The sequence below is a fragment of the Marisediminitalea alba genome (assembly GCF_002993365.1).
GTDB lineage: Bacteria > Pseudomonadota > Gammaproteobacteria > Enterobacterales > Alteromonadaceae > Alteromonas > Alteromonas alba.
This window is the reverse complement of record NZ_PVNP01000016.1, coordinates 15531-35362: the sequence shown is the minus strand read 5'-3', so window position 1 is coordinate 35362 and position 19832 is coordinate 15531. Positions and strand designations below refer to the sequence as shown.

The window sequence follows — 19832 nt, the reverse complement described above, 5'->3', positions numbered from 1 at the left end:
ATATAGGGCTGGGTTCTGATAAATCAATCGAGCTTTTGCCAATCAGCCGGATAATCGATGTCGGTCAACGAGTTAATACGCTTGGTCTGAATGCTGTCGGGAGACACTAACGCCAGCTTTCTGAGATACTTACCGGCACCGCTATCGCCTTGTAGTTGGTTTAGTACAGTTAGTGATTGGGGTGGAAATATGACTGGCGGGCCAATGATCCCCTGGCAGTTTGTAGCCGTGATAACCGGGTTGCTGGCATAGTCTGTCGTCAGTGAGCTGATTAATTCTGCACTGATACCGGCCTGATCGCCAAGCCCAATCATTAGTCCATCGTAACCTGTTAAATCAAGCGCTGCAGCCGTGCGCACACTGGCAGCCATTCCCTCCTGCCAGTCGTCTACATAGTGGTGGGTAACGCCGGTGGGCAGTGTTTCACAAATAGCGTTATGCCAATAGCCGGTAAGCACTACGATATCTGTGAACCCTGCTTTTATATATTCACTAATGACATGGTGAAGTAGCGGTTGCTGACTGGCCGGGTGCACTGCGAGTAACTTGTTGCCGCCATAACGGCTGGCACAGCCAGCAGCTAACAGTGCCAGTCGCAGGGTCATGCCTGCTCCGGCTCGTGATGTTCACTAATTAACTGAGGAATAGGCACGGCGCCGGGCGGACGATACAACACCAGGGTTTCAGCAATTTTATCCTGAATGGTCTGGCGGTTAGGATCCCAGAATATCTGTAAAAATCCCAGTAAACCGGTGGCGATGCCGGCGGTATAACCACCATAGCGGCCAAAACTTTCAAATAAATTCAGCGGGCTGCCATCAAGCTTGACAACTTTGATGCGCATGATGCGCTTGCCAATGGTATGGCCACGCCACCACGCTGTTAGCACACTGTAATACAGCGCAGCCCAACCAAAACCGAGGCCGAGATCTTTGATAATACCATCTACCCAGCTGATCAAACTGTTGGTTTTCGCAGTGTCGTTATCTTTTCCCAGGCCAAGTTTTAACACCGGTTCGTCTGCCGGTTCAGATACCTTCTCTGGCGTTGGCGAAGTTTCAGCCTGGTCGGGGTCTATTACTCCCATTGAACCTGCGTTCAGCCCTGCCCTGATGGCCTCCTGCACTTCGTCGTTTACCGCTTCGCTGCCTGCATTGGAAGCCTTACTCTGAGTAAACTCGGCCACAAACAGCTCGCGTAATTCGGTTTGCTGCGCTTCGGTCAGAGCCTTATCGGCTATAAACCCATCAAACACGGCGATAGCCTCCTGCTCGGTATCGCCGGTGGTACCGTATGCCTCACCAAAGCCTGCGGCAACTTCGCTGTAACAGCTAAACTCCCCCTTACAACTTTGCCAGGCATATTTTTGTGCCATATTCAGCACCGAAGATGCCAACGTTGAATCACGTGAAATTTCTTTAATTGGCGGTGCTGCGTTGTAGGATTCCACTACCACAAAAGTAACAAAGAACAGTAAACAAGCTGCACTGAAGCGCAACATTTTCCTGGCAAAGCTACGATTTTTCTCACCCTCAGCCAGGTGTTTACCGGCCCGGAAAAACGTAATTGCCACAAAAAAGGCCAGTACCAGCGCGTGAGCTGTACTTAGCAGCACGACAAGGGAGACATCTACACACTGGGCAATCAAACGCCGCATAGGCGATGCCAGGGGCTGCCCGAGCAGTTCATCGGCAACCCCAAACGCATATGGCGTTACAATTTCGCGGGTTTCCTTAGCGCTCAACGACTCCGGCGCTTCGGTTTGCTGCTTGGTGGTATCAGGTAATGGCTCTGATGCTTCGACTGTCATGTCACTGTTTCCCTTATTGTTATTCTATTTATACTCTTATTGCCGCGTTGAGCAAAATTCAAATTGTTACTTTTTTTGCAACGCTGAAATGCCGTCGGATAAGCCCTGTAAAGTTAACGGGAACATCTTGTCTGCCATTAATTGTTTGATCAGCGCCACCGACTGATAATATTCCCAGTATTGCTGCGGCTGCGGGTTGAGCCAGATGCAGTGACTAAAATGACTGGTAATCCGGTTTAACCAGGTCGCGCCCGGCTCTTCATTCCAGTGTTCAACGCTACCGCCGGGATAAGCAATCTCGTAAGGTCCCATGGTGGCATCACCCACAAAAATCACCTTGCAGTCGGGGCCGTATTTATGAATGACATCCCACACTTCCATGCGCTCATTATCGCGCCGGGCATTATCTTTCCACACCGATTCATACACACAGTTGTGAAAATAATAGTAATCAAGGTATTTAAACTCGGCGTGAACGGCCGAGAACAATTCCTCAACGCCTTTGATATAACTGTCCATGGAACCGCCAATATCAAAGAACATTAATACCTTAACGGCGTTGTGCCGCTCCGGGCGCATATGGATATCGAGCAGGCCACCCTGTTTTGCCGTGTTGGAAATGGTGGAGGAGATGTCTAATTCCTCGCTGGCTGCACCGCGGGCGAACTGGCGTAACTTGCGAAGGGCCATTTTAAGGTTACGCGTACCCAGCTCTGCATTACCATCGAGATTCTTAAATTCCCTTTTGTCCCAGACCTTTACGGCTGAAAAACGGCGATTTCCGTCCTGCCCTATACGCACGCCTTCCGGGTTATCACCATAGGCACCAAACGGGCTGGTACCACCGGTGCCAACCCATTTATTCCCACCGGCGTGGCGTTTTTTCTGTTCGTCGAGCCGTTCACGAAGCTTTTTCATCAGCTCATCGAGGCCGCCTTCCTGGCGTAACTTTTCGCGTTCTTCGGCCGATAAACGTTTTTCAAATTCCTTGCGCAGCCAGTCTTCATCGATGCTTGCACCAAACAAATCGATGGCTTCCACCCCTTCAAAATAACTGGCAAACGCCCGGTCATATTTATCAAACTGGGACTCGTCCTTTACCAACGTAATGCGGGCTAAATGATAAAACGCCGCCACATCAGCAAAAATTACCTTCTGCTCCAGTGCCCGGATTAAATCCAGCAGCTCGCGCAGGCTGGTTTTTACCCCATAGCGTCTGAGCGTAAAAAAGAAATCGACCAGCATTAGCGACGTGCCATAAAGACCAGTTTTTCGAACAAGTGGATATCCTGCTCGTTTTTAAGCAAAGCGCCATATAACGGCGGAATACTGGTTTTACCCTCTTTGTCTTGCAGCGCCTCGGGCGGAATATCTTCGGCCACCAGCAATTTCAGCCAGTCAATCAGTTCAGAGGTAGAGGGCTTTTTCTTAAGGCCCGGAATATCCCGCAGTTTAAAGAACGACGTTAACGCTTCCTCTAACAAGCGTGATTTAATCTTGGGAAAATGCACTTCCACAATCTGGCGCATTTCGTCTGGCGTTGGAAATTTAATGTAATGGAAGAAACAACGCCGCAGAAACGCGTCAGGCAGTTCTTTTTCATTATTGGAGGTAATCACCACAATGGGCCGGATAGCCGCTTTAATGCGCTGCTGGGTCTCATATACGTAGAATTCCATCTTATCCAGCTCAAGCAGCAGATCGTTAGGAAATTCAATATCAGCTTTGTCTATTTCGTCAATCAGCAACACCGGGCGTTTTTCGGCCTCAAAGGCCTCCCATAATTTACCTTTTACAATGTAATTGCCGATGTCGTGCACCCGATCATCGCCTAACTGCGAGTCACGCAGGCGCGACACCGCGTCATATTCGTACAGGCCCTGCTGTGCTTTGGTGGTGGATTTGATGTGCCACTGAATTAAATCCGTGCCTAAGCTGGCCGCCAGTTCCTCGGCCAGCAAGGTTTTGCCCGTGCCCGGCTCGCCTTTAATTAACAGGGGTCGTTCCAGGGTAATTGCCGCATTTACTGCCAGTTGCAGGTCATTGCTGGCGATATAACTGTCGGTGCCTTGAAATGCCATTAGGATCCTTATTTCGTTTAACCATTAAAATAACCATATCATATAGCAAAAATCACTTTGCATTTTATGACTTAATAACAATGATATAAGGGTAACCAAATAAGCTCCACCAATAATCTCTGTGAGATTTGTCAGCCTGAACAAAAGCGCGCTGGAGCCAAGACAAACAAAAGGAATAACCATGCAAGTATTTGAAGATAATTCACTGGCCATTGGTAATACGCCACTCGTGAAGCTAAAGCGCGTGACTGGCGGTAACGTATACGCAAAAATTGAATCCCGTAACCCAAGTTTCTCGGTTAAGTGCCGTATTGGCGCTAACATGATTTGGGATGCCGAAAAACGCGGTGTTCTCACCGAAGGCAAAGAAATTGTTGAGCCAACCAGTGGTAACACCGGTATTGCGCTGGCATTCGTCGCCGCGGCCCGTGGTTATAAAATCACCCTGACCATGCCTTCAAGCATGAGCCTTGAACGCCGTAAGCTGCTTAAAGCCCTGGGTGCTAACCTGGTACTTACCGAAGCGCCTAAAGGCATGAAAGGTGCCGTTGCCGCCGCGCAGGAAATTGTTGATTCCAACCCGGATAAGTACGTATTACTGCAACAATTTGAAAACCCGGCCAACCCGGAAATTCACGAAAAAACCACCGGTCCGGAGATCTGGGAAGCCACCGACGGTAAAGTTGACGCGTTTGTAGCAGGCGTGGGTACCGGCGGTACCATTACCGGTGTTAGCCGTTACATCAAGAACACACAGGGTAAAGCAATTACCTCTGTAGCGGTAGAACCGACTGATTCGCCGGTTATCACGCAAGCGAAAGCTGGTGAAGAACTGACGCCGGGACCACACAAGATTCAGGGTATCGGTGCCGGCTTTATTCCGGGTAACCTCGACCTTGATCTGGTAGACGAAGTAGAACAGGTCAGCAACGATGAGTGTATGGAAATGGCTCACCGCCTGATGAAAGAAGAAGGTATCCTGGCGGGTATTTCTTCTGGTGCAGCTGTGGTTGCCGCCAAGCGCTTTGCTGAGCGTCCTGAGAACAAAGACAAGATCGTGGTAGTGCTGCTTGCCAGTGGTACCGAGCGTTATCTGTCCAGCCCACTATTCGCTGGCGCCTTTGGCGATCAGGAAGAAGTACAGTAATTGATTACTCTATAATCAATCAGAAACGGGGCTTCATGGCCCCGTTTTTTTATCCGTTTGCCAAATAAATAGACTAAAGTTACAGTAAGGCACTGATTAATACCGGTGGTTATCTTTATGCCGTTACGCTTTCGTTTATTTATTATCTCTTTTATTGCTATTTTCCTGCTCAGCGCCTGCGAGAAAGAAGAGCGCATTGGCCGTTACGGTATGCTCGATGAAAACACCCCGGAATATACCGCGGTAATGTTTATTCGTGGCGTGTACCTGGATGAAAACCTTGACCGTGCGGTAGAGTTAAGTACCGATCGAATGGCCCGGATCCTGAAACGCTATCACACCCAGAACAATGTTCAGCGCCATGTATTTAACCTTAAATATGATACAGTAGAAGTGACTCCACAAACCAGTCAGTCGGTTGGCCGAACCGAATATGCCGACAACGCTAATGTTACGCTGTTTTTTTCTGGTCAGTATAACGGCGATAAAGTCGAGGATTTACGTACGCTGGAGCTTAAGAAAGTGAGCGGTCAGTGGAAGGTCGATAAAATTCAGGCTGATCCCTTTTTATAACCACGATCCCGGGCTGGCCGGGACCGTAATTGTCTATCGATAGTGATTAATCGGCTAAGTGCAGGATCCAGCCCACCAGCTCATTAGCCTGTTCTTTGTTGATGACCACTGAATTGGGTGGCATCGCAAAACCACTTACCTCACCTTTCCAGTGGCTGGCATAGGGGCTTGAACCATTCAGAACAGTAGTGACCAGCGCTTCCTGAGCATTCTCTACGTCACTGTATTTTTTCGCCACGTCCTGCCACGCCGGGCCAATCGGCTTTAAGCCTGCCGGGCCACTGCCGCCACTGGCGATTGAGTGGCAGGTAACGCAACCACTCTGATGAGCCAGATTGATCATTTTAACGTCCTGTGACTCAGTTTCTTTTGCTGCCAGACCGTTTGCCATCAGCGCTGCACCAATTGCCATCAAAACTACTGATTTTTTCATGGGTATTTCCTCATTTTAGTCTCGTTCTGTGAACGAAAAAGCGTGTCTGGTATCAAGCATAGGTACAGTGGATTTCTGCAACAATCCTCCCAAAGTACTGGTTTGAACACCGCCTGATTTAGATCAATGAATTCAGCAGAGTAAGCGGTTAATCAGCCGGTAAATGTAAAATACTTGTTGCAGGCATAGGTGACATAAACCATGATATTGACCGAGTTTTAATCAGGACACCTCAGGATATTTATCACTATGAAATTAGAATCCATTGCACTGCACCACGGCTATGAGTCTGAAGCCACTACCAAAGCAGCGGCTGTACCGATTTATCAAACCACTTCCTACACCTTTGACGATACGCAGCATGGCGCTGACTTATTTGATCTTAAGGTGGCGGGCAACATTTATACCCGCATCATGAACCCCACCACGGCGGTACTGGAAGAACGCGTGGCGGCAATGGAAGGTGGTATTGGTGCGCTGGCACTGGCCTCGGGTATGGCAGCCATCACCTACGCACTGCAGGCAATCTGTGAAGTAGGTAGCAATATCGTGAGTACCAGTCAGCTTTACGGTGGTACCTATAACCTGTTTGCCCATACGTTGCCCCGCCAGGGCGTGCAGGTAAAAATGGTCTCTCACGACGATTACGATGGCTTTGACAAAGCCATTGATGAAAACACCAAAGCCGTTTTTTGTGAGTCTATCGGTAACCCCGCCGGTAACGTGGTGGATATTCAGAAACTGGCCGAAATTGCTCATAAACATGGTGTGCCGGTGATCGTTGATAACACCGTTGCTACGCCTGTTTTGTGTCGCCCCTTTGAACTGGGCGCAGATATAGTGGTGCACAGTCTCACCAAGTACATTGGCGGCCACGGTACCAGCGTGGGCGGCATCATTGTGGATAGCGGTAAGTTTGACTGGGCTGCCAATAAAGAACGTTTTGCCGTGCTGAATGAGCCTGATCCGTCCTATCATGGTGTGGTGTATACCGAGGCCCTTGGTCCTGCGGCCTACATTGGCCGTTGCCGGGTAGTACCACTGCGTAACACCGGCGCAGCTATCAGCCCGATGAATGCCTTTCAGATCCTGCAGGGACTTGAAACCCTGTGCCTGCGTATGGAGCGCCACTGCGAGAACGCCGAAAAACTGGCCGCCTACCTGAGTAACCACGAAAAAGTCAGCTGGGTAAACTATGCCGGCCTGGCCGATAGCCCCTATCGCGCCACCTGCGAGAAAATCACCGGCGGTAAGGCATCAGGCATCTTAAGTTTTGGTATTGAGGGCGGCCGTGAAGCCGGCGCACAGTTTATTGATGCGCTGCAGATGATTTTGCGCCTGGTAAACATCGGCGACGCCAAGTCACTGGCCTGTCACCCGGCCACTACCACACACCGTCAGTTAAACGAAGAAGAGTTAGCCAGTGCCGGGGTAAGCGCCGATCTGGTTCGAATTTCAGTGGGCATTGAAAACATCGACGACATCATTGCCGATGTTGAACAAGCACTGAACGCCGTTAGCGCCTAGTAAAGGAGCCGCCTGCTGAATAAGGCGATTCAGAGTTAAAAAAGGCCGGTAAGTGATGCTTACCGGCCTTTGTTATATCTGACGTACCTTAAAAACGAAGTATCATTTGCCTACTGCAACGCCTTCACGTCGCGGATCGGCGCCGCCCACATAGCCTTTTTTGGTTACCTGTATACCGTGCAGACCACTGTTCAGGTCGACTACTTTGACTTTATGGCCAAGCGCTTCCAATGGGCCCTGCAGGGCTTCTATTGGCGTGCCTTTTTCCAGCGCAGTGTAATCGTTACGATTGGTGATCTTCGGCAGGTTAATGGCCTGCTGAATATCCAGGTTGTAGTCAATCACACCAATCAGGGTTTGTGCCACATAGCTCACAATACGGCTACCGCCTGGTGAACCCACCAGAATTTCAAGCTCGCCCTGATCGTTAAATACCATGGTAGGACTCATGGCACTGCGCGGACGTTTGTGTGGCTCTACCCGGTTAGGTACCGGGAAGCGGTTCATCGATGGCGAGAATGAGAAGTCGGTTAACTGGTTATTTAGCAAAAAGCCGTCAACCATAATGCCCGAACCAAACATAAACTCGATACTGGTAGTCATGGATACCGCGTTCCCCTCTTTATCAACGATAACAAAGTGGCTGGTATTCGGCTGTTCCAGAGAGCTACCCTGGCTGACCTGGGTAGAAAACGGTTCACCGGGGCGAGCAAAGCGCCACGGCTTATCAACCTTAATGCTCTCGGCGCGGCGATGCAGGTAACCTTCGTTAATCAACGCCCCGTAAGGCAGATTGGTAAAGTCACTGTCGGCAATGTATTTTTCCCGATCGGCATAGGCTAAGGCGCTCGCCTGCGTATACAGATTGGCAAATTCTACGCTGTCGATGGGGTATTCAGATAAATCAAAGCCTTCCAACAGTTTAAGTACCTGAAAAACGTTGATGCCTCCTGAACTGGGTGGCGCCATGCCGCAGATTTGCTTACTACGGTACTCACCGCACACACCGTTGCGCTCAATCGCTTTGTAATTGGCCATATCCTCGGCGGTTAACGCACCAGGGTTAATTTCTACGCCTTGCACAGCTTTCGCAATTTTTGCTGCCAGCTCGCCGGTGTACATATAATCTGCGCCCTGCTCTGCAATATTGCGCAAGGTTTTGCCTAACGCCTGATTCTTTTTCGTAGTACCAGCCTTTAGTGGCTTGCCTGCCGGGTAAAAGTAGGTTGCCGTGCTGGGAAAGGTTTTCATGCCCTTGTGGTACTGTTCGGCCATGGTGACCAGTTTTTCCAGCCGCTTGGATACCTTAAATCCCTCTTCTGAGGTATTAATAGCGTCGCGGAACAATACCGGCCAGTCGAGTTTACCAAACTGGCCGTGAGCCGTTTCTAACGCCTTGAGTGCGCCCGGTACGCCAACTGACTTACCGCCAACCACCGCATCCAGCCATTTCATGGGCTTACCGTGTTCCATAAACCAGTAGGCATTCACTCCTGCCGGGGCCATTTCGCGGCCGTCGAAAGTGTGCAGCTTTTTGGCTTTGTTATCCCAGTACAACATAAAAGCGCCACCGCCAATACCAGACGATTGTGGCTCTACCAGGGTTAACATGGCCTGCACGGCTACTGCCGCATCGATGGCACTACCGCCCTGTTCGATAATGTTCTTACCCGCCCAGGAGGCATAAGGATTGGCAGCAACCACCATGTAGTCCTGACTGATATGGGCTTTTTTCTCGATATAACCGGTAGCGGCCTCCGGCTCGCCCGCTTCACGGGGTGCCGGGGTTTGCTGAGCCAGAGCATGAAAACTGGAAGACAGGGTTAAGCACCCTGCCAGAAAAAGAATGCGCGTGCGACTACGACTCAAGGTGAATCTTCCTCTTATTTAAATTTTTCCGGGTTAATTGGTCGCTTGTGCAGGAATGCATCAAAAGCTTCCTGCGCAGCTTCTGTGCCCATGGCTTCAATAAATACATCCAGCTCAACATCCATATGCTGGTGAATGGCTTCTGCCTCGTTATTAATTAGTGCTTTTGACTGCAGCAAAGCGTAAGCAGGTTTGGCGGCCAGCTTACCGGCAACTTTGCTAACAGTGTCCCGCAAGGCTTCGGGTTCGACAATTTTGGTCACCATGCCAAACTGATAGGCTTCCTGAGCACCAAAGGGTTCACCCAGTAATAACCATTCGCTGGCACGACGCCGGCCTGCCATTCGCGGCAGGATATAACTCGATGCATATTCAGGCACCAAACCCAGATTAATAAAAGGCATTACGAACTGGGCTTCGCCGTGGGTATACACGAAATCACAATGTAACAGCATGGTGGTACCAATGCCAACAGCCTTGCCGGAAACTTCGGCGACTACCGTTTTTTTACAGTTGAGCAGCGCATTCATAAAGCTGACGGTTTCTGCGAGATGGGGCTCAGCGCCGTGATTGGCAAATCCGGCGATTTCGTTGCCGGCACAGAACACGTCACCTTCAGCACGAATAATCACCACTTTACAGCTCTCGGTTTGGTTAACCTCAACCAGGGCGTCTGCAATGGTCTGATACATTTCACGGGTCAGGGCATTTTTCTTTTCCGGACGGTTTAAGGTGATGGTGGTAATGGCATCCTGGGTTTCGATAAGAATATTGCTCATTATGGTCTCCGACTCTTTATTGGGCTTCGTAGGGCATTTTCGTTATGATAGCGCCCCAGCCTTTTGATCAACAATAAATTCCAATGATAGTTGCGCTACCAGTAAAACCACAGTTTAGTCTCGGCCCGTTAATTCTGGCCATTGTTTGCATTGCCTTCTTTTTTGCCGGTCAGTCGATGACCGATCTGCTGGCCTATGACCGTTATGCGTTGCAAAGCATGGAAACCTGGCGCCTGATCAGTGGCAACCTCATCCACACCAACGGCTACCATCTGTTATTAAACCTGGTTGGCCTGGCCTTACTGTGGGCGCTGCATGGCGAGCATTATCGCCCGGTCACCTTTTTAAAGTTGTTTATCTGGTGTGGGTTGGGTACCAGCCTGGGCATTTACTTTCTGTCGCCGCAATTAATCTGGTATGTTGGTCTTTCTGGTGCCTTACACGGCATTTTTGTGTGGGGAGCCTTTATGGATATTTTAAATAAAGTCCGCTCCGGCTGGTTATTACTGGCCGGTGTTGCTGCGAAGCTGCTGTTTGAACAGTTGCAGGGAAGTAGCGAGGATGTGGCCAGTTTAATTGATGCCAGCGTGGCTGTTGATGCCCATTTATACGGCGCGGTGTGTGGCGTATTGCTGTTTGTCTTAATGTGGGGAAGCAGCCTTGCAGCAGGCTTTATAGCCAGCCGCCGCAAGGCATAACTTAATAGTTAGAGGTTTTCTTCGAATAGCCCGTAAATTCGACGGTATTCATCCAGCCACGAACTGGGCTGCACAAAACCGTGCGGCTCTACCGGGTAGATAGCCGTTTCAAAGTCGGTTTTCTCCAGCTCGATCAGGCGTTGCACCAGGCGCACCACATCCACAAAGAATACGTTGTTATCCACCATAGGCGCGTTTATCAGCAGCGGTTTTTGCAACCCTTCGGCAAAGTAAATTGGCGAGCTTTTGCGATAAGCAATGGGATCAACATCCGGTGTATTGAGGATATTAGAGGTGTAGCCGTGGTTATAATGCGCCCAGTCAGACACCGGGCGTAGCGCCGCACCGGCCTGGAACAGATCCGGAGCATTAAACATCGCCATAAAGGTAAGGAAGCCACCATAAGAGCCACCATAGGTGCCAATACGATTGCGATCCACGTTGGCATTCTCTACCAGCCAGTTTACGCCATCACGCAGGTCTTCCAGCTCCGGCGTGCCCATTTGACGATAGATAGCAGTCCGCCAGTCGCGACCGTAGCCACGGGAGGCGCGGTAGTCCATATCCAGTACTACGTAGCCTTGTTTAACCAGGAAGCTGTGGAACATAAATTCGCGGAAATAACCAGACCAACCCAAGTGGGAGTTCTGCAGATAGCCTGCCCCGTGGTTAAACACTACAGCCCGGCGTGGCTCACCTTCGGTATAACCTTCCGGTAAATACACCCGTGCATAAATCGGCTGATCCGTATGGCTGGAATCAATCGCCACCACCTGCGGTGCTACCCAGGGCTTGGCAAGAAAAGCTTCGCTAATGGTGTGAGTCAGTCGCTGCGGGGCCTGATCACCGTTTACGGTCACTGAATATAACTCCGGTGGACGGGTTACCGTAGAATGGGTAAGCAGCAGGGTTTGTTCATCCGGGCTCAGCACATAATCGGTCAGACCGTTAAGGTCAGTCAATGCCTGATGCTCGCCGGTTTGAGTATTGACCCGATAAATTTCATAAATGCCAGGGTGCTTTTTATTGGCTTTAAAATACACATACTGGTCGTCTTCGGTCACAGTTAAGCTATCTACCACATACTGACCACTGGTAAGTGCCTTGGGGGCCTCCCCTGGTTGTTGCAGATACAGGTGGCTGTATCCGGACTTCTCTGACTGATAGAACAGCGTATGGGAATGATTCAGCCAGCCAAACTGGTTGTGGTGGTAGTTGATCCACGCATCATCGTGTTGGCGCAGCTGGGTTACCAGCTTCCTGGCCGCCAGATCAACGGTAACAATCCAGCTGTCTTTGTTGTCCCAGGCTTCCAGGATCATAGCTACCTGAGAACCATCCTGATGCCAGCGGATCGACGGGCCGCTTCGCGACCAGCTGTTAAGCAGGCCGATTGCACGAGGCAACCGGTTATCCGTGTACTCCTCGCCACGGGCGGCGGCATTCTCGCGCTTTACATCGGCCAGTACATCTTCGTTGTAGCCGGGTAAACCCACATACGAGAGTTCGTGTTTGGCTCCTGTGGCCACATCAACCAGCCAGGTGGTTTGCGTTACCGGCTTGGCATCAGCAACCCGCTGACGCACACTGATTGCGGCAATGCGACCATCTTCCTGAATATAATGCGGCATAATGTCCGAGTCATCACGGCTACTGCCTTTTTTGGTGGTCACAATGATCGCATGTTTACCACTGGGCGATAACTCCGCGGCGACCAAACGCTCACTGTCATCAAAATACACCGGCGCCGGTGCAACTGCCGGGCTATGCGCGCGCATCACCTGCTCCTGAGCGAACTTATCGCTGCGATTTTTGCGTTGTACCTGAATGTACTGGATCAGCGACTGCTGTTCAGCAGCAACAAAATCTTTAGGTGGTTTGTTGGCGCTAGGCACATCAGCAAACTCCCAGCTCAGCAGTTTTTCCTGCTGACCGCTGGTTAGATCAATAGCGATGTAGGTATTGTATAACCGCGCAAATAACCGGTTATCGGTTAAAAAGCCGATATTGCTCAGCGGCTGACCATAGGTTACCCGGACAATCTCACCATCAGGCATTTGCACAAACACGCTGTCTTCGTATTTCCAGGCGGTGTATTGACCGTCACGGCTGGTGGCCTTTTCATCAGACTTGTATTTGTGTAGCACCTCAGGCGCAACTTTTACCGACTCGCCCTGCTCGTTAATTCGAAACACATCATAGAGCTGGGTATCTTCCTGCTTGCGGGAATAAACCACGCTGCCATCCAGGCCAAACCCCGGACTCTGCGGCTGGCGACCAAGCCACTTTGGGTCGGCCATAATCTGCTCGAGGGTAATACTGTCATTTACCAGCGTTGCCTGTGGAGCCTCGGGTTTAATCACCCTGGCAAACTGACTAACATTGGTGATGGGTTCTGTCGTAACGGCTTCCGGCGCGGTACTGTCGCAGGCTGCAACTACAACACTCAAGCCCAGTAAAACACTGCTTTTAATTAGAGTATGTCGCATATTATTATTTACTTCGTTATAAATTCGTGCCCATTATAGCCAGCTATCTATGCGGGAAGTAGACATTTGTCCTTGTTTTTCACACGCTGGTCTCGTTAAGCGTACTACGGATAAATTGATCCAACCTACCCGCCCGGACAGTATTGGTGTTAACCCCTAACAACAGGAATAAAGCAATGAAAAAACTAGTTGGCGCATTGTTATTCAGTACGCTTCCTTTATTCGCGCAGGCAAACAGCTGCCCTGACGTATTAAAGTTCATGAAACGTAAACTCAATTCTCAGGAAACCGTAAATTTGTGCAGCGAATACCAGGGCAAAACCCTGTTGATTGTTAACACTGCCAGTTACTGTGGCTTTACTCCACAGTTTGAAGGCCTTGAAGCTATGTATGATGAGCTGAAGGACGACGATTTTGTGGTACTGGGCTTTCCATCCCACGATTTTAATCAGGAAGACGACGACGAAGGTAAAACCGCCGAACTTTGCGAGTTAACCTACGGTGTGGAATTCCCGATGTTTGAGCCGACCCATGTGAAGGGTGATGATGCCGATCCGCTGTATCGCATCCTGGCCAAAGCCACCGGTGAGGAGCCAAGCTGGAACTTCAATAAGTATCTGGTAGATAAGAACGGTAAAATCGTTAAGCACTACAAGAGCTCAGTAAAACCTTCTGATAAAGAACTACGCGGTGACGTTGAAAAAGCATTAGCCATGTAATTTTCTACGCGCATAAAAAAAGCCCCGCAAACTGCGGGGCTAATATGCACACTCAACTTGGAACACACTTAAACAATCGGGGGTTCACACATTAAAACCCGTAATTGCTAGTTGCATAGAGTTAGTCCCTCGCATTGATCTAAAGTTCAAACTTTTTCACAAATTGTTGCAAATATTTTTGTCTTCTTTGTTTGAATAATCAGCCCTACTTTCCTCACTCATTGTAAAAACGAATTATTACAAGGTATTAAAGCCGCCAACGATTAATTGCAGAGACAAAAAAGCCTGCGAAATGCAGGCTTTTTAATGCGTAATACGTGGTACTTGCGCTTAAAACTTTGCCAGCGCCTGGTCAAAGTCAGCCACCAGGTCGTCGGTATCTTCAATCCCCACCGACATTCTAATCATTGTTTCGGTAATGCCCATGCGCGCTCGCTCCCGCTGCCCATTCTCAAAGAATATGGTAGAGGCCACTGGCAGTGCCAGAGTGCGCGTATCACCAAGGTGAGTGGCTGATAGCACTAACTTAAGCTCATCCAGGAATTCGCAAGGATCGATACCAGGCACCAAATCAAAGCTCAGGATCGCACCATAACTACCCAATTGTTCACGAGCTACATAGTGTTGCGGATGATTAGAAAGGCCAGGGTAATACACTCGCTCAATCTTATCCTGACTTTCCAGATAGGTGGCCAGTTTCATGGCATTTTCAGTACTACGCGCCATACGCAGCGACAGGGTTTCAATGCCTACCGAGATAAGGTGCGCCGATTGCGCTGCCAGCGTAGCGCCGAGATCGCGCAGCCCTTTTTTGCGAATTTGGGTGATCCCCCACATCCGCTCATCGGCAACCTGATAGGCCGGTTTAATATTGCTAAATGACGTCCAGTCATAATTGCCCATATCCGTCACCGCACCGCCGAGCACGTGGCCATGGCCACCGTGATATTTGGTGAGCGAGCTCAGCACCAGAGAAACTTTCATGGCTTTGGCATCGAACGCTGGTGGCGGTGTCATGGTGTTATCTACCATAAACAGCAGCTTTTGTTCTTCACACCACTTACCAATAGCCCGTAAATCGGCTACCTGAGTAACCGGATTAGCGATGGTCTCGGTAAATACCGCGCGGGTGTTGTTTTGTTTCGCCGCAATCACATCCTGAATAGAGGTTACATCAACAAAGGTGAGTTCAACGCCTAAATCCATCAGCGTGTCTAAGAAACTGCGGGTATTGCCAAACAAATACTGACTCACAATTAAGTGATCGCCTGCTTTAAACAGCGACAGCATGGTACTGGTGATTGCAGCCATGCCGGTGGCAAAACAGGCTGTTGCAATGCCGCCTTCCATATCAGCAATAATGGTTTGCAGCGCAGCCATTGAGCCTGATGAGGAGCGTCCGTAAACGTGGCCCATTTTTTTGCCCTGAAAAACATCTACCAGATCTTGCGTTTTTTCAAATTCGAATAAGACAGCGTTGGTGGTACTGGTATGTACGGCACCATCGGCCGGATGATTTAGCTGTCTGTCGGCATGTACTTGACGAGTGGTCACTCCCGGTTTGGTCACGCGTTGGGCTCCGTAATTGTTTGCTGCGGGTATTTAGCGGTGACGGTGCGGTAAAAACTGTATACCGACTCCATCGACACCGTTACATCTTTGGATACTGTAAGGACGGGCCCGAAAACCAGCGTTTTCTGTTGATAATCAAGGCCGACACACTGAATGGGAATTCTAGCGGTTTGTGCAATGTAAAGAAAGCCGCTTTTCCACGGATACACGGCTTTTCGCGTTCCTTCCGGTGCCAGCGCCAGCAGTAACTGTTCTGAACGGCTAATTCGCCCGGCCACTTCCCCCACTACGCCATGGGCTTTACTTCTGTCCACGGCGATACCACCTAAGCGGCGCATCAGGCCGCCTAAGGGTCCTTCAAACAAGGTATGTTTGCCTAAAAACGCCACATCCAGACCGAGCGCAAGTTTACACATCACACCAATAATGAAATCCCAGTTAGATGTATGCGGACCAACGGCCAGCACCATTTTAGGGTGATTAGCCAGGCTGCCTTGCACTGTCCAGCCCAGCTTATCCAGCCACCACCGGCAACATTTACCCCACATGCCAACCGGGTATTGTGGGACTGTTTCTGGTAATGGCGCTTTGAATGACTGCATATTCCGCCACCAATCGGTTATTCTGTTATCGGTAATTGTAACTGCTACGGAGTGCGCCACCAAAGCTATGTGTATTATTTTTGTTGCCGTTGAACAGCACAAAGACTATCCGCTGATTATTGCTGCTAATCGCGATGAGTTTTATCAGCGCCCTACCCAGCCAAGCCATTGGTGGGATGCGCCAGAAACAATACTGGCCGGCAAGGATTTACAGGCCGGTGGAAGTTGGATGGGAGTCCACCGTAATGGCGATATTGCTGCATTGACCAATATTCGCAATCCTGCCCGTGAGCAAACTCAAGCTCGCAGCCGAGGTGAGCTGGTGGTCAACTATCTCTCTCGCACCATCAGCGAAGCGCAATTTGAACAGCAGCTTAGCGACAGTCGCGAAGCCTATAACGGCTATAATTTACTGTACGGCAATGTTACCCGCCTGCAGGTGTATAACAATCACACCAACCATTTTACGCCGCTGGCTACGGGCTTTCACGGCCTTTCCAACAGTGCACTCAATACGCCCTGGCCAAAAGTAAGGCGCGGCGTAACCAGGTTGCAGGAATACATCAGTTCGGCGACCACCCTTAACAAGGACGCCCTGTTTAACTTACTTCAGGATAATACCCCGGCTGCGCAACACGAACTGCCGGATACCGGCGTACCGCTTGAATGGGAGCAGCGCCTGTCGTCTATCTTTATTGCCTCACCAGAATACGGCACGCGCAGTTCTACCCTGCTACTAATTAATCATCGCCGTGAAGTCACCTGGATTGAGCAGGAATATGAACACGGCAAAAAGGTAGCCCAGCCCCGTGAGTTTCAGTGGAAAATTGTGCAGGAATAAGCGCTTTTCTATTCGAATTTGCAGCAGTTGATGGCATAATGCGCAGCCCGACTGGTTAACTCCCGAGCCAGCGGAAGATGATGAAGTGGTCTGACTGATAACAGTGTTGAGCAACAACACACGACCACCGTTGTTTGAGTTTGTGAAAGCCCAGGACTGTTCATAAACTTAGTAAACCGATTCCTGTACATTTTAGAGGACATAACGTGTTTGAAGTGCTACCCCAACTTGCCCCGGATCCGATTCTTGGTTTGTCTGCTGCGTTTAAGCAAGATACCAACCCTAATAAAATAGACTTAGGTGTTGGCGTTTATAAAGACGAGCAAGGCAACACCCCTATTTTATCTGCGGTAGCCAAAGCGCAAACCATTTTACTTGAGCGCGAAAAGTCAAAAACCTATATAACCCCACAGGGTGTACAGGGTTTTATCGACGGCATGCTGGGCCTAATCCTGGGTGAAAAAAGCCCGGTATTAATGGCTGATCGCGTAGCTGCGGTGCAAGCGCCTGGTGGTTGCGGCTCATTACGCATTCTTGCCGAGTTGCTGACTCGCGTAAATAAAGACACTAAAGTCTGGATAAGCGATCCGACCTGGGCTAACCATATCCCGTTAATGGGCAATGCCGGTTTAAGCCTGGAAACTTACCCCTACTTCGACAAAGCCACTGCTTCAATTCGCTTTGACGCGATGATGGACACGCTGCGCAAAGTTGAAAAAGGCGACGTGGTATTACTGCACGGTTGCTGCCACAACCCAACCGGTGCCGACCTCACCAAAGAGCAATGGCAACAAGTGGTTGAAGTAGCTAAAGAACGTGAATTCCTGCCGTTCGTAGACCTGGCTTATCAGGGCTTTGGTGATGGCCTGGAAGAAGATGCCTACGGTGTTCGTCTGCTGTGTGAAAACCTGCCGGAAGTGATCATCGCCGCCTCGTGCAGCAAAAACTTCGGTCTGTACCGTGAACGTGTCGGCTTAGCGGCAATTGTTACCGCAGACAGCGCGACTAAGAAAATCGCCCAGGCGCAAATTCAGTCGGTTGCCCGTGGTATGTACTCTATGCCACCAAGCTACGGCGGTGCTCTGGTAGACATCATCTTATCCGACGTTGCCCTTAAGCAAGAGTGGGAAACCGAAGTTAACGAGATGCGTAACCGCATGTCTACCCTGCGTAGCCTGTTAGTTGAAAAACTGACCGCTAATGGCGCACAAAAAGATTTCAGCTTTGTAAACAATCAGAAAGGTATGTTTTCGTTCCTGTGTATCACCCCGGAACAAGTACAGAAAATGCGTAATGAACACAGCGTTTACTTTGTTGATTCCAGCCGCGTTAACGTAGCAGGCATCAGCCAGGCAAACATCGACGATCTGGCCAAAGCTATGGTAGCTGTGATTAACAGCTAATCAAGCTGCTAAACGGTATTACAAAAAAGCCCTGGCTTCTCAGTCAGGGCTTTTTTATGTGACCGGTCGCGAAGCGACAGAACATTAAATCTCGAGAATAAATCTCGGACAGTCACTCACCATCCAAGTACAGAAAGCTAGCAGAAAGCTAGCAGAAAGCTAGGACAGTCGTTTTCCATCCCTATATACAGTTGGTATTTATCTCAACTACAGCACAATAGATATACCCGTTGCTTCGCTTGGATAAATGGATGCCCAGACCTCGTAAATGCCTGATTAGTCTCTCTGATACGCCCTACTACCACTGCGTTTCTCGATGTGTACGTCGTGCTTATCTCTGTGGCGAAGATAAAGTTTCAGGAAGAAGCTACGAGCATCGTCGTCAATGGCTCGAAGACCGCTTGATGTTGTTGGCTGAAGTATTTTGTGTGGATGTCTGCGCATTTGCGATAATGAGCAATCATACACATGTGGTCTTGCGTATAAACAAGCAGAAAGCCGATGCCTTATCGACTACAGAAATAATCCAGCGATGGCATAAAATGTTTAAAGGGATGTTGTTATCTCAACGATTTCTTGATCCTGAGCAAGGTAAAAGTTTAACAGAGGCTGAAACCGCTACCGTAATTGCAGTTGCAGAAGTCTATCGACGTCGCCTTTATGATATTAGCTGGTTCATGCGTTTACTCAATGAATATATTGCAAGGCAGGCCAATAAAGAAGATGACTGCACCGGGCATTTCTGGGAAGGGCGTTTCAAATCACAAGCTTTGTTAGACGACGCTGCATTAGCGGCTTGTATGGTCTATGTTGATTTGAATCCGATTCGAGCGGGTATTTCGAAAACGCCTGAGACTTCAAACCATACCAGCATTCAACAACGTATCAATGCGGCTAAATTCAACAAACAACCTAAACTACTTTTCCCCTTTACAGGTAATATCAGAGCCAATATGCCCGATGGTTTACCCTTTCAACTTCAGGATTACCTGGCACTAGTGGAATTCTCAGGTCGGCATTATCATCCGCAAAAGCGAGGGAAAATTGAAGATACCGCTTCCCCTATCCTTACCAGGACAGGATTAGAACTGGCTGACTGGCAAACCATGATATCGGGCATAGAAACAGAATTTCATACTTCTATTAGCATCGAAAAGTTAAATCGAATTCTCGGTAGAAAGAACAAGTACAATTCGGCTTAGACTGAAAGCTTTTCTTACACTAAATCAAATCTCTACTTTTCAAGACTACCTGGCCTATCAGAAGCCATAAATAGACCCGTATCATCC

18 protein-coding genes are annotated in these 19832 nt (G+C 49.5%); 8 read left to right on the top strand and 10 right to left on the bottom strand.

Translation table 11 applies throughout. The annotated features are described in order from the left end of the window. Positions 1-23: 23 nt before the first annotated feature. From C6Y40_RS02620 to C6Y40_RS02605, 4 genes are all read right to left on the bottom strand, one after another. On the bottom strand, positions 24-605 hold the full coding sequence (locus C6Y40_RS02620) for a nucleotidyltransferase family protein (RefSeq protein ID WP_105933204.1): 582 nt from the start codon (positions 603-605) through the stop codon (positions 24-26). Next, positions 602-1810 carry an RDD family protein gene (locus C6Y40_RS02615; RefSeq protein WP_240621829.1) on the bottom strand — a complete coding sequence of 403 codons (1209 nt, stop codon included), beginning with the start codon at positions 1808-1810 and terminating at the stop codon, positions 602-604. Before C6Y40_RS02615 ends, C6Y40_RS02620 begins: the two co-directional genes overlap by 4 nt. Positions 1811-1876: 66 nt before the next feature. After that, positions 1877-3055, bottom strand: coding sequence for a vWA domain-containing protein (locus C6Y40_RS02610; RefSeq protein WP_105933203.1), 1179 nt, complete (start codon positions 3053-3055; stop codon positions 1877-1879). After that, complete coding sequence (locus tag C6Y40_RS02605) at positions 3055-3891, bottom strand: AAA family ATPase (protein ID WP_105933202.1); 837 nt, start codon at positions 3889-3891, stop codon at positions 3055-3057. The genes C6Y40_RS02610 and C6Y40_RS02605 overlap by 1 nt, the downstream gene beginning before the upstream one ends. Before the next feature lie 181 nt (positions 3892-4072). Here C6Y40_RS02605 and cysK point away from each other — a divergent pair, with 181 nt between their 5' ends. Both cysK and C6Y40_RS02595 read left to right on the top strand, forming a co-directional pair. Next, complete coding sequence (gene cysK / locus C6Y40_RS02600; protein WP_105933201.1) at positions 4073-5038, top strand: cysteine synthase A; 966 nt, start codon at positions 4073-4075, stop codon at positions 5036-5038. A 117-nt stretch (positions 5039-5155) separates the two neighbouring features. Further along, positions 5156-5611 (top strand): hypothetical protein, encoded by a 456-nt coding sequence (locus C6Y40_RS02595; RefSeq protein ID WP_105933200.1) that lies wholly within the window; start codon positions 5156-5158, stop codon positions 5609-5611. Between the two features lie 46 nt (positions 5612-5657). On the opposite strand, the gene C6Y40_RS02590 is transcribed toward C6Y40_RS02595, so the two are convergent. Beyond that, positions 5658-6044, bottom strand: a complete 387-nt coding sequence (locus tag C6Y40_RS02590; RefSeq protein ID WP_105933199.1) for a c-type cytochrome — start codon at positions 6042-6044, stop codon at positions 5658-5660. Between the two features lie 249 nt (positions 6045-6293). On the opposite strand from C6Y40_RS02590, the gene C6Y40_RS02585 reads away from it, so the two are divergent. After that, on the top strand, positions 6294-7571 hold the full coding sequence (locus tag C6Y40_RS02585; RefSeq protein ID WP_105933198.1) for an O-acetylhomoserine aminocarboxypropyltransferase/cysteine synthase family protein: 1278 nt from the start codon (positions 6294-6296) through the stop codon (positions 7569-7571). 102 nt (positions 7572-7673) lie between these two features. Here C6Y40_RS02585 and ggt read toward each other — a convergent pair whose 3' ends face one another. Both ggt and C6Y40_RS02575 read right to left on the bottom strand, forming a co-directional pair. Next, positions 7674-9440, bottom strand: a complete 1767-nt coding sequence (ggt, locus tag C6Y40_RS02580) for a gamma-glutamyltransferase (RefSeq protein ID WP_420836921.1) — start codon at positions 9438-9440, stop codon at positions 7674-7676. Between the two features lie 14 nt (positions 9441-9454). Beyond that, a complete protein-coding gene (locus C6Y40_RS02575; RefSeq protein WP_105933197.1) occupies positions 9455-10219 on the bottom strand; it encodes an enoyl-CoA hydratase in 765 nt (254 codons plus the stop codon). Between the two features lie 86 nt (positions 10220-10305). Here C6Y40_RS02575 and rrtA point away from each other — a divergent pair, with 86 nt between their 5' ends. Beyond that, on the top strand, positions 10306-10917 hold the full coding sequence (gene rrtA, locus C6Y40_RS02570) for a rhombosortase (protein WP_105933261.1): 612 nt from the start codon (positions 10306-10308) through the stop codon (positions 10915-10917). Between the two features lie 8 nt (positions 10918-10925). Here the strand turns inward: rrtA and C6Y40_RS02565 are convergent, their stop codons facing one another. Continuing rightward, positions 10926-13406, bottom strand: a complete 2481-nt coding sequence (locus C6Y40_RS02565; protein WP_105933196.1) for a S9 family peptidase — start codon at positions 13404-13406, stop codon at positions 10926-10928. 176 nt (positions 13407-13582) lie between these two features. Between C6Y40_RS02565 and C6Y40_RS02560 the strand changes: the two genes are divergently transcribed. Further along, positions 13583-14125, top strand: coding sequence for a glutathione peroxidase (locus C6Y40_RS02560; protein WP_105933195.1), 543 nt, complete (start codon positions 13583-13585; stop codon positions 14123-14125). 330 nt (positions 14126-14455) lie between these two features. On the opposite strand, the gene C6Y40_RS02555 is transcribed toward C6Y40_RS02560, so the two are convergent. Together C6Y40_RS02555 and C6Y40_RS02550 are read right to left on the bottom strand one after the other, a co-directional pair. Then, entirely contained in the window at positions 14456-15694 is a 1239-nt protein-coding gene (locus C6Y40_RS02555; RefSeq protein WP_105933194.1) for a cystathionine gamma-synthase family protein, read from the bottom strand. After that, a complete protein-coding gene (locus C6Y40_RS02550) occupies positions 15691-16299 on the bottom strand; it encodes a 1-acyl-sn-glycerol-3-phosphate acyltransferase (RefSeq protein ID WP_240621828.1) in 609 nt (202 codons plus the stop codon). Before C6Y40_RS02550 ends, C6Y40_RS02555 begins: the two co-directional genes overlap by 4 nt. On the opposite strand from C6Y40_RS02550, the gene C6Y40_RS02545 reads away from it, so the two are divergent. From C6Y40_RS02545 to C6Y40_RS02535, 3 genes are all read left to right on the top strand, one after another. Further along, positions 16286-17140, top strand: coding sequence for an NRDE family protein (locus C6Y40_RS02545; protein ID WP_338065248.1), 855 nt, complete (start codon positions 16286-16288; stop codon positions 17138-17140). The two genes, C6Y40_RS02550 and C6Y40_RS02545, sit on opposite strands and share 14 nt — an antisense overlap. Positions 17141-17346: 206 nt before the next feature. Next, positions 17347-18543, top strand: coding sequence for an amino acid aminotransferase (locus C6Y40_RS02540; protein WP_105933193.1), 1197 nt, complete (start codon positions 17347-17349; stop codon positions 18541-18543). Positions 18544-18794: 251 nt separating this feature from the next. After that, a complete protein-coding gene (locus C6Y40_RS02535; protein WP_105933192.1) occupies positions 18795-19745 on the top strand; it encodes a transposase in 951 nt (316 codons plus the stop codon). The last annotated feature ends 87 nt before the right edge of the window (positions 19746-19832 follow it).

Coding starts and splice junctions, on each gene's coding strand:
- C6Y40_RS02620 (WP_105933204.1), bottom strand. CDS start 605: ATGACCCTGCGACTGGCACTGTTAGCTGCTGGCTGTGCCAGCCGTTAT.
- C6Y40_RS02550 (WP_240621828.1), bottom strand. CDS start 16,299: ATGCAGTCATTCAAAGCGCCATTACCAGAAACAGTCCCACAATACCCG.
- C6Y40_RS02575 (WP_105933197.1), bottom strand. CDS start 10,219: ATGAGCAATATTCTTATCGAAACCCAGGATGCCATTACCACCATCACC.
- C6Y40_RS02585 (WP_105933198.1), top strand. CDS start 6,294: ATGAAATTAGAATCCATTGCACTGCACCACGGCTATGAGTCTGAAGCC.
- C6Y40_RS02565 (WP_105933196.1), bottom strand. CDS start 13,406: ATGCGACATACTCTAATTAAAAGCAGTGTTTTACTGGGCTTGAGTGTT.
- C6Y40_RS02560 (WP_105933195.1), top strand. CDS start 13,583: ATGAAAAAACTAGTTGGCGCATTGTTATTCAGTACGCTTCCTTTATTC.
- C6Y40_RS02610 (WP_105933203.1), bottom strand. CDS start 3,055: ATGCTGGTCGATTTCTTTTTTACGCTCAGACGCTATGGGGTAAAAACC.
- cysK (WP_105933201.1), top strand. CDS start 4,073: ATGCAAGTATTTGAAGATAATTCACTGGCCATTGGTAATACGCCACTC.
- C6Y40_RS02595 (WP_105933200.1), top strand. CDS start 5,156: ATGCCGTTACGCTTTCGTTTATTTATTATCTCTTTTATTGCTATTTTC.
- C6Y40_RS02615 (WP_240621829.1), bottom strand. CDS start 1,810: ATGACAGTCGAAGCATCAGAGCCATTACCTGATACCACCAAGCAGCAA.
- C6Y40_RS02590 (WP_105933199.1), bottom strand. CDS start 6,044: ATGAAAAAATCAGTAGTTTTGATGGCAATTGGTGCAGCGCTGATGGCA.
- C6Y40_RS02605 (WP_105933202.1), bottom strand. CDS start 3,891: ATGGCATTTCAAGGCACCGACAGTTATATCGCCAGCAATGACCTGCAA.
- C6Y40_RS02535 (WP_105933192.1), top strand. CDS start 18,795: ATGCCCAGACCTCGTAAATGCCTGATTAGTCTCTCTGATACGCCCTAC.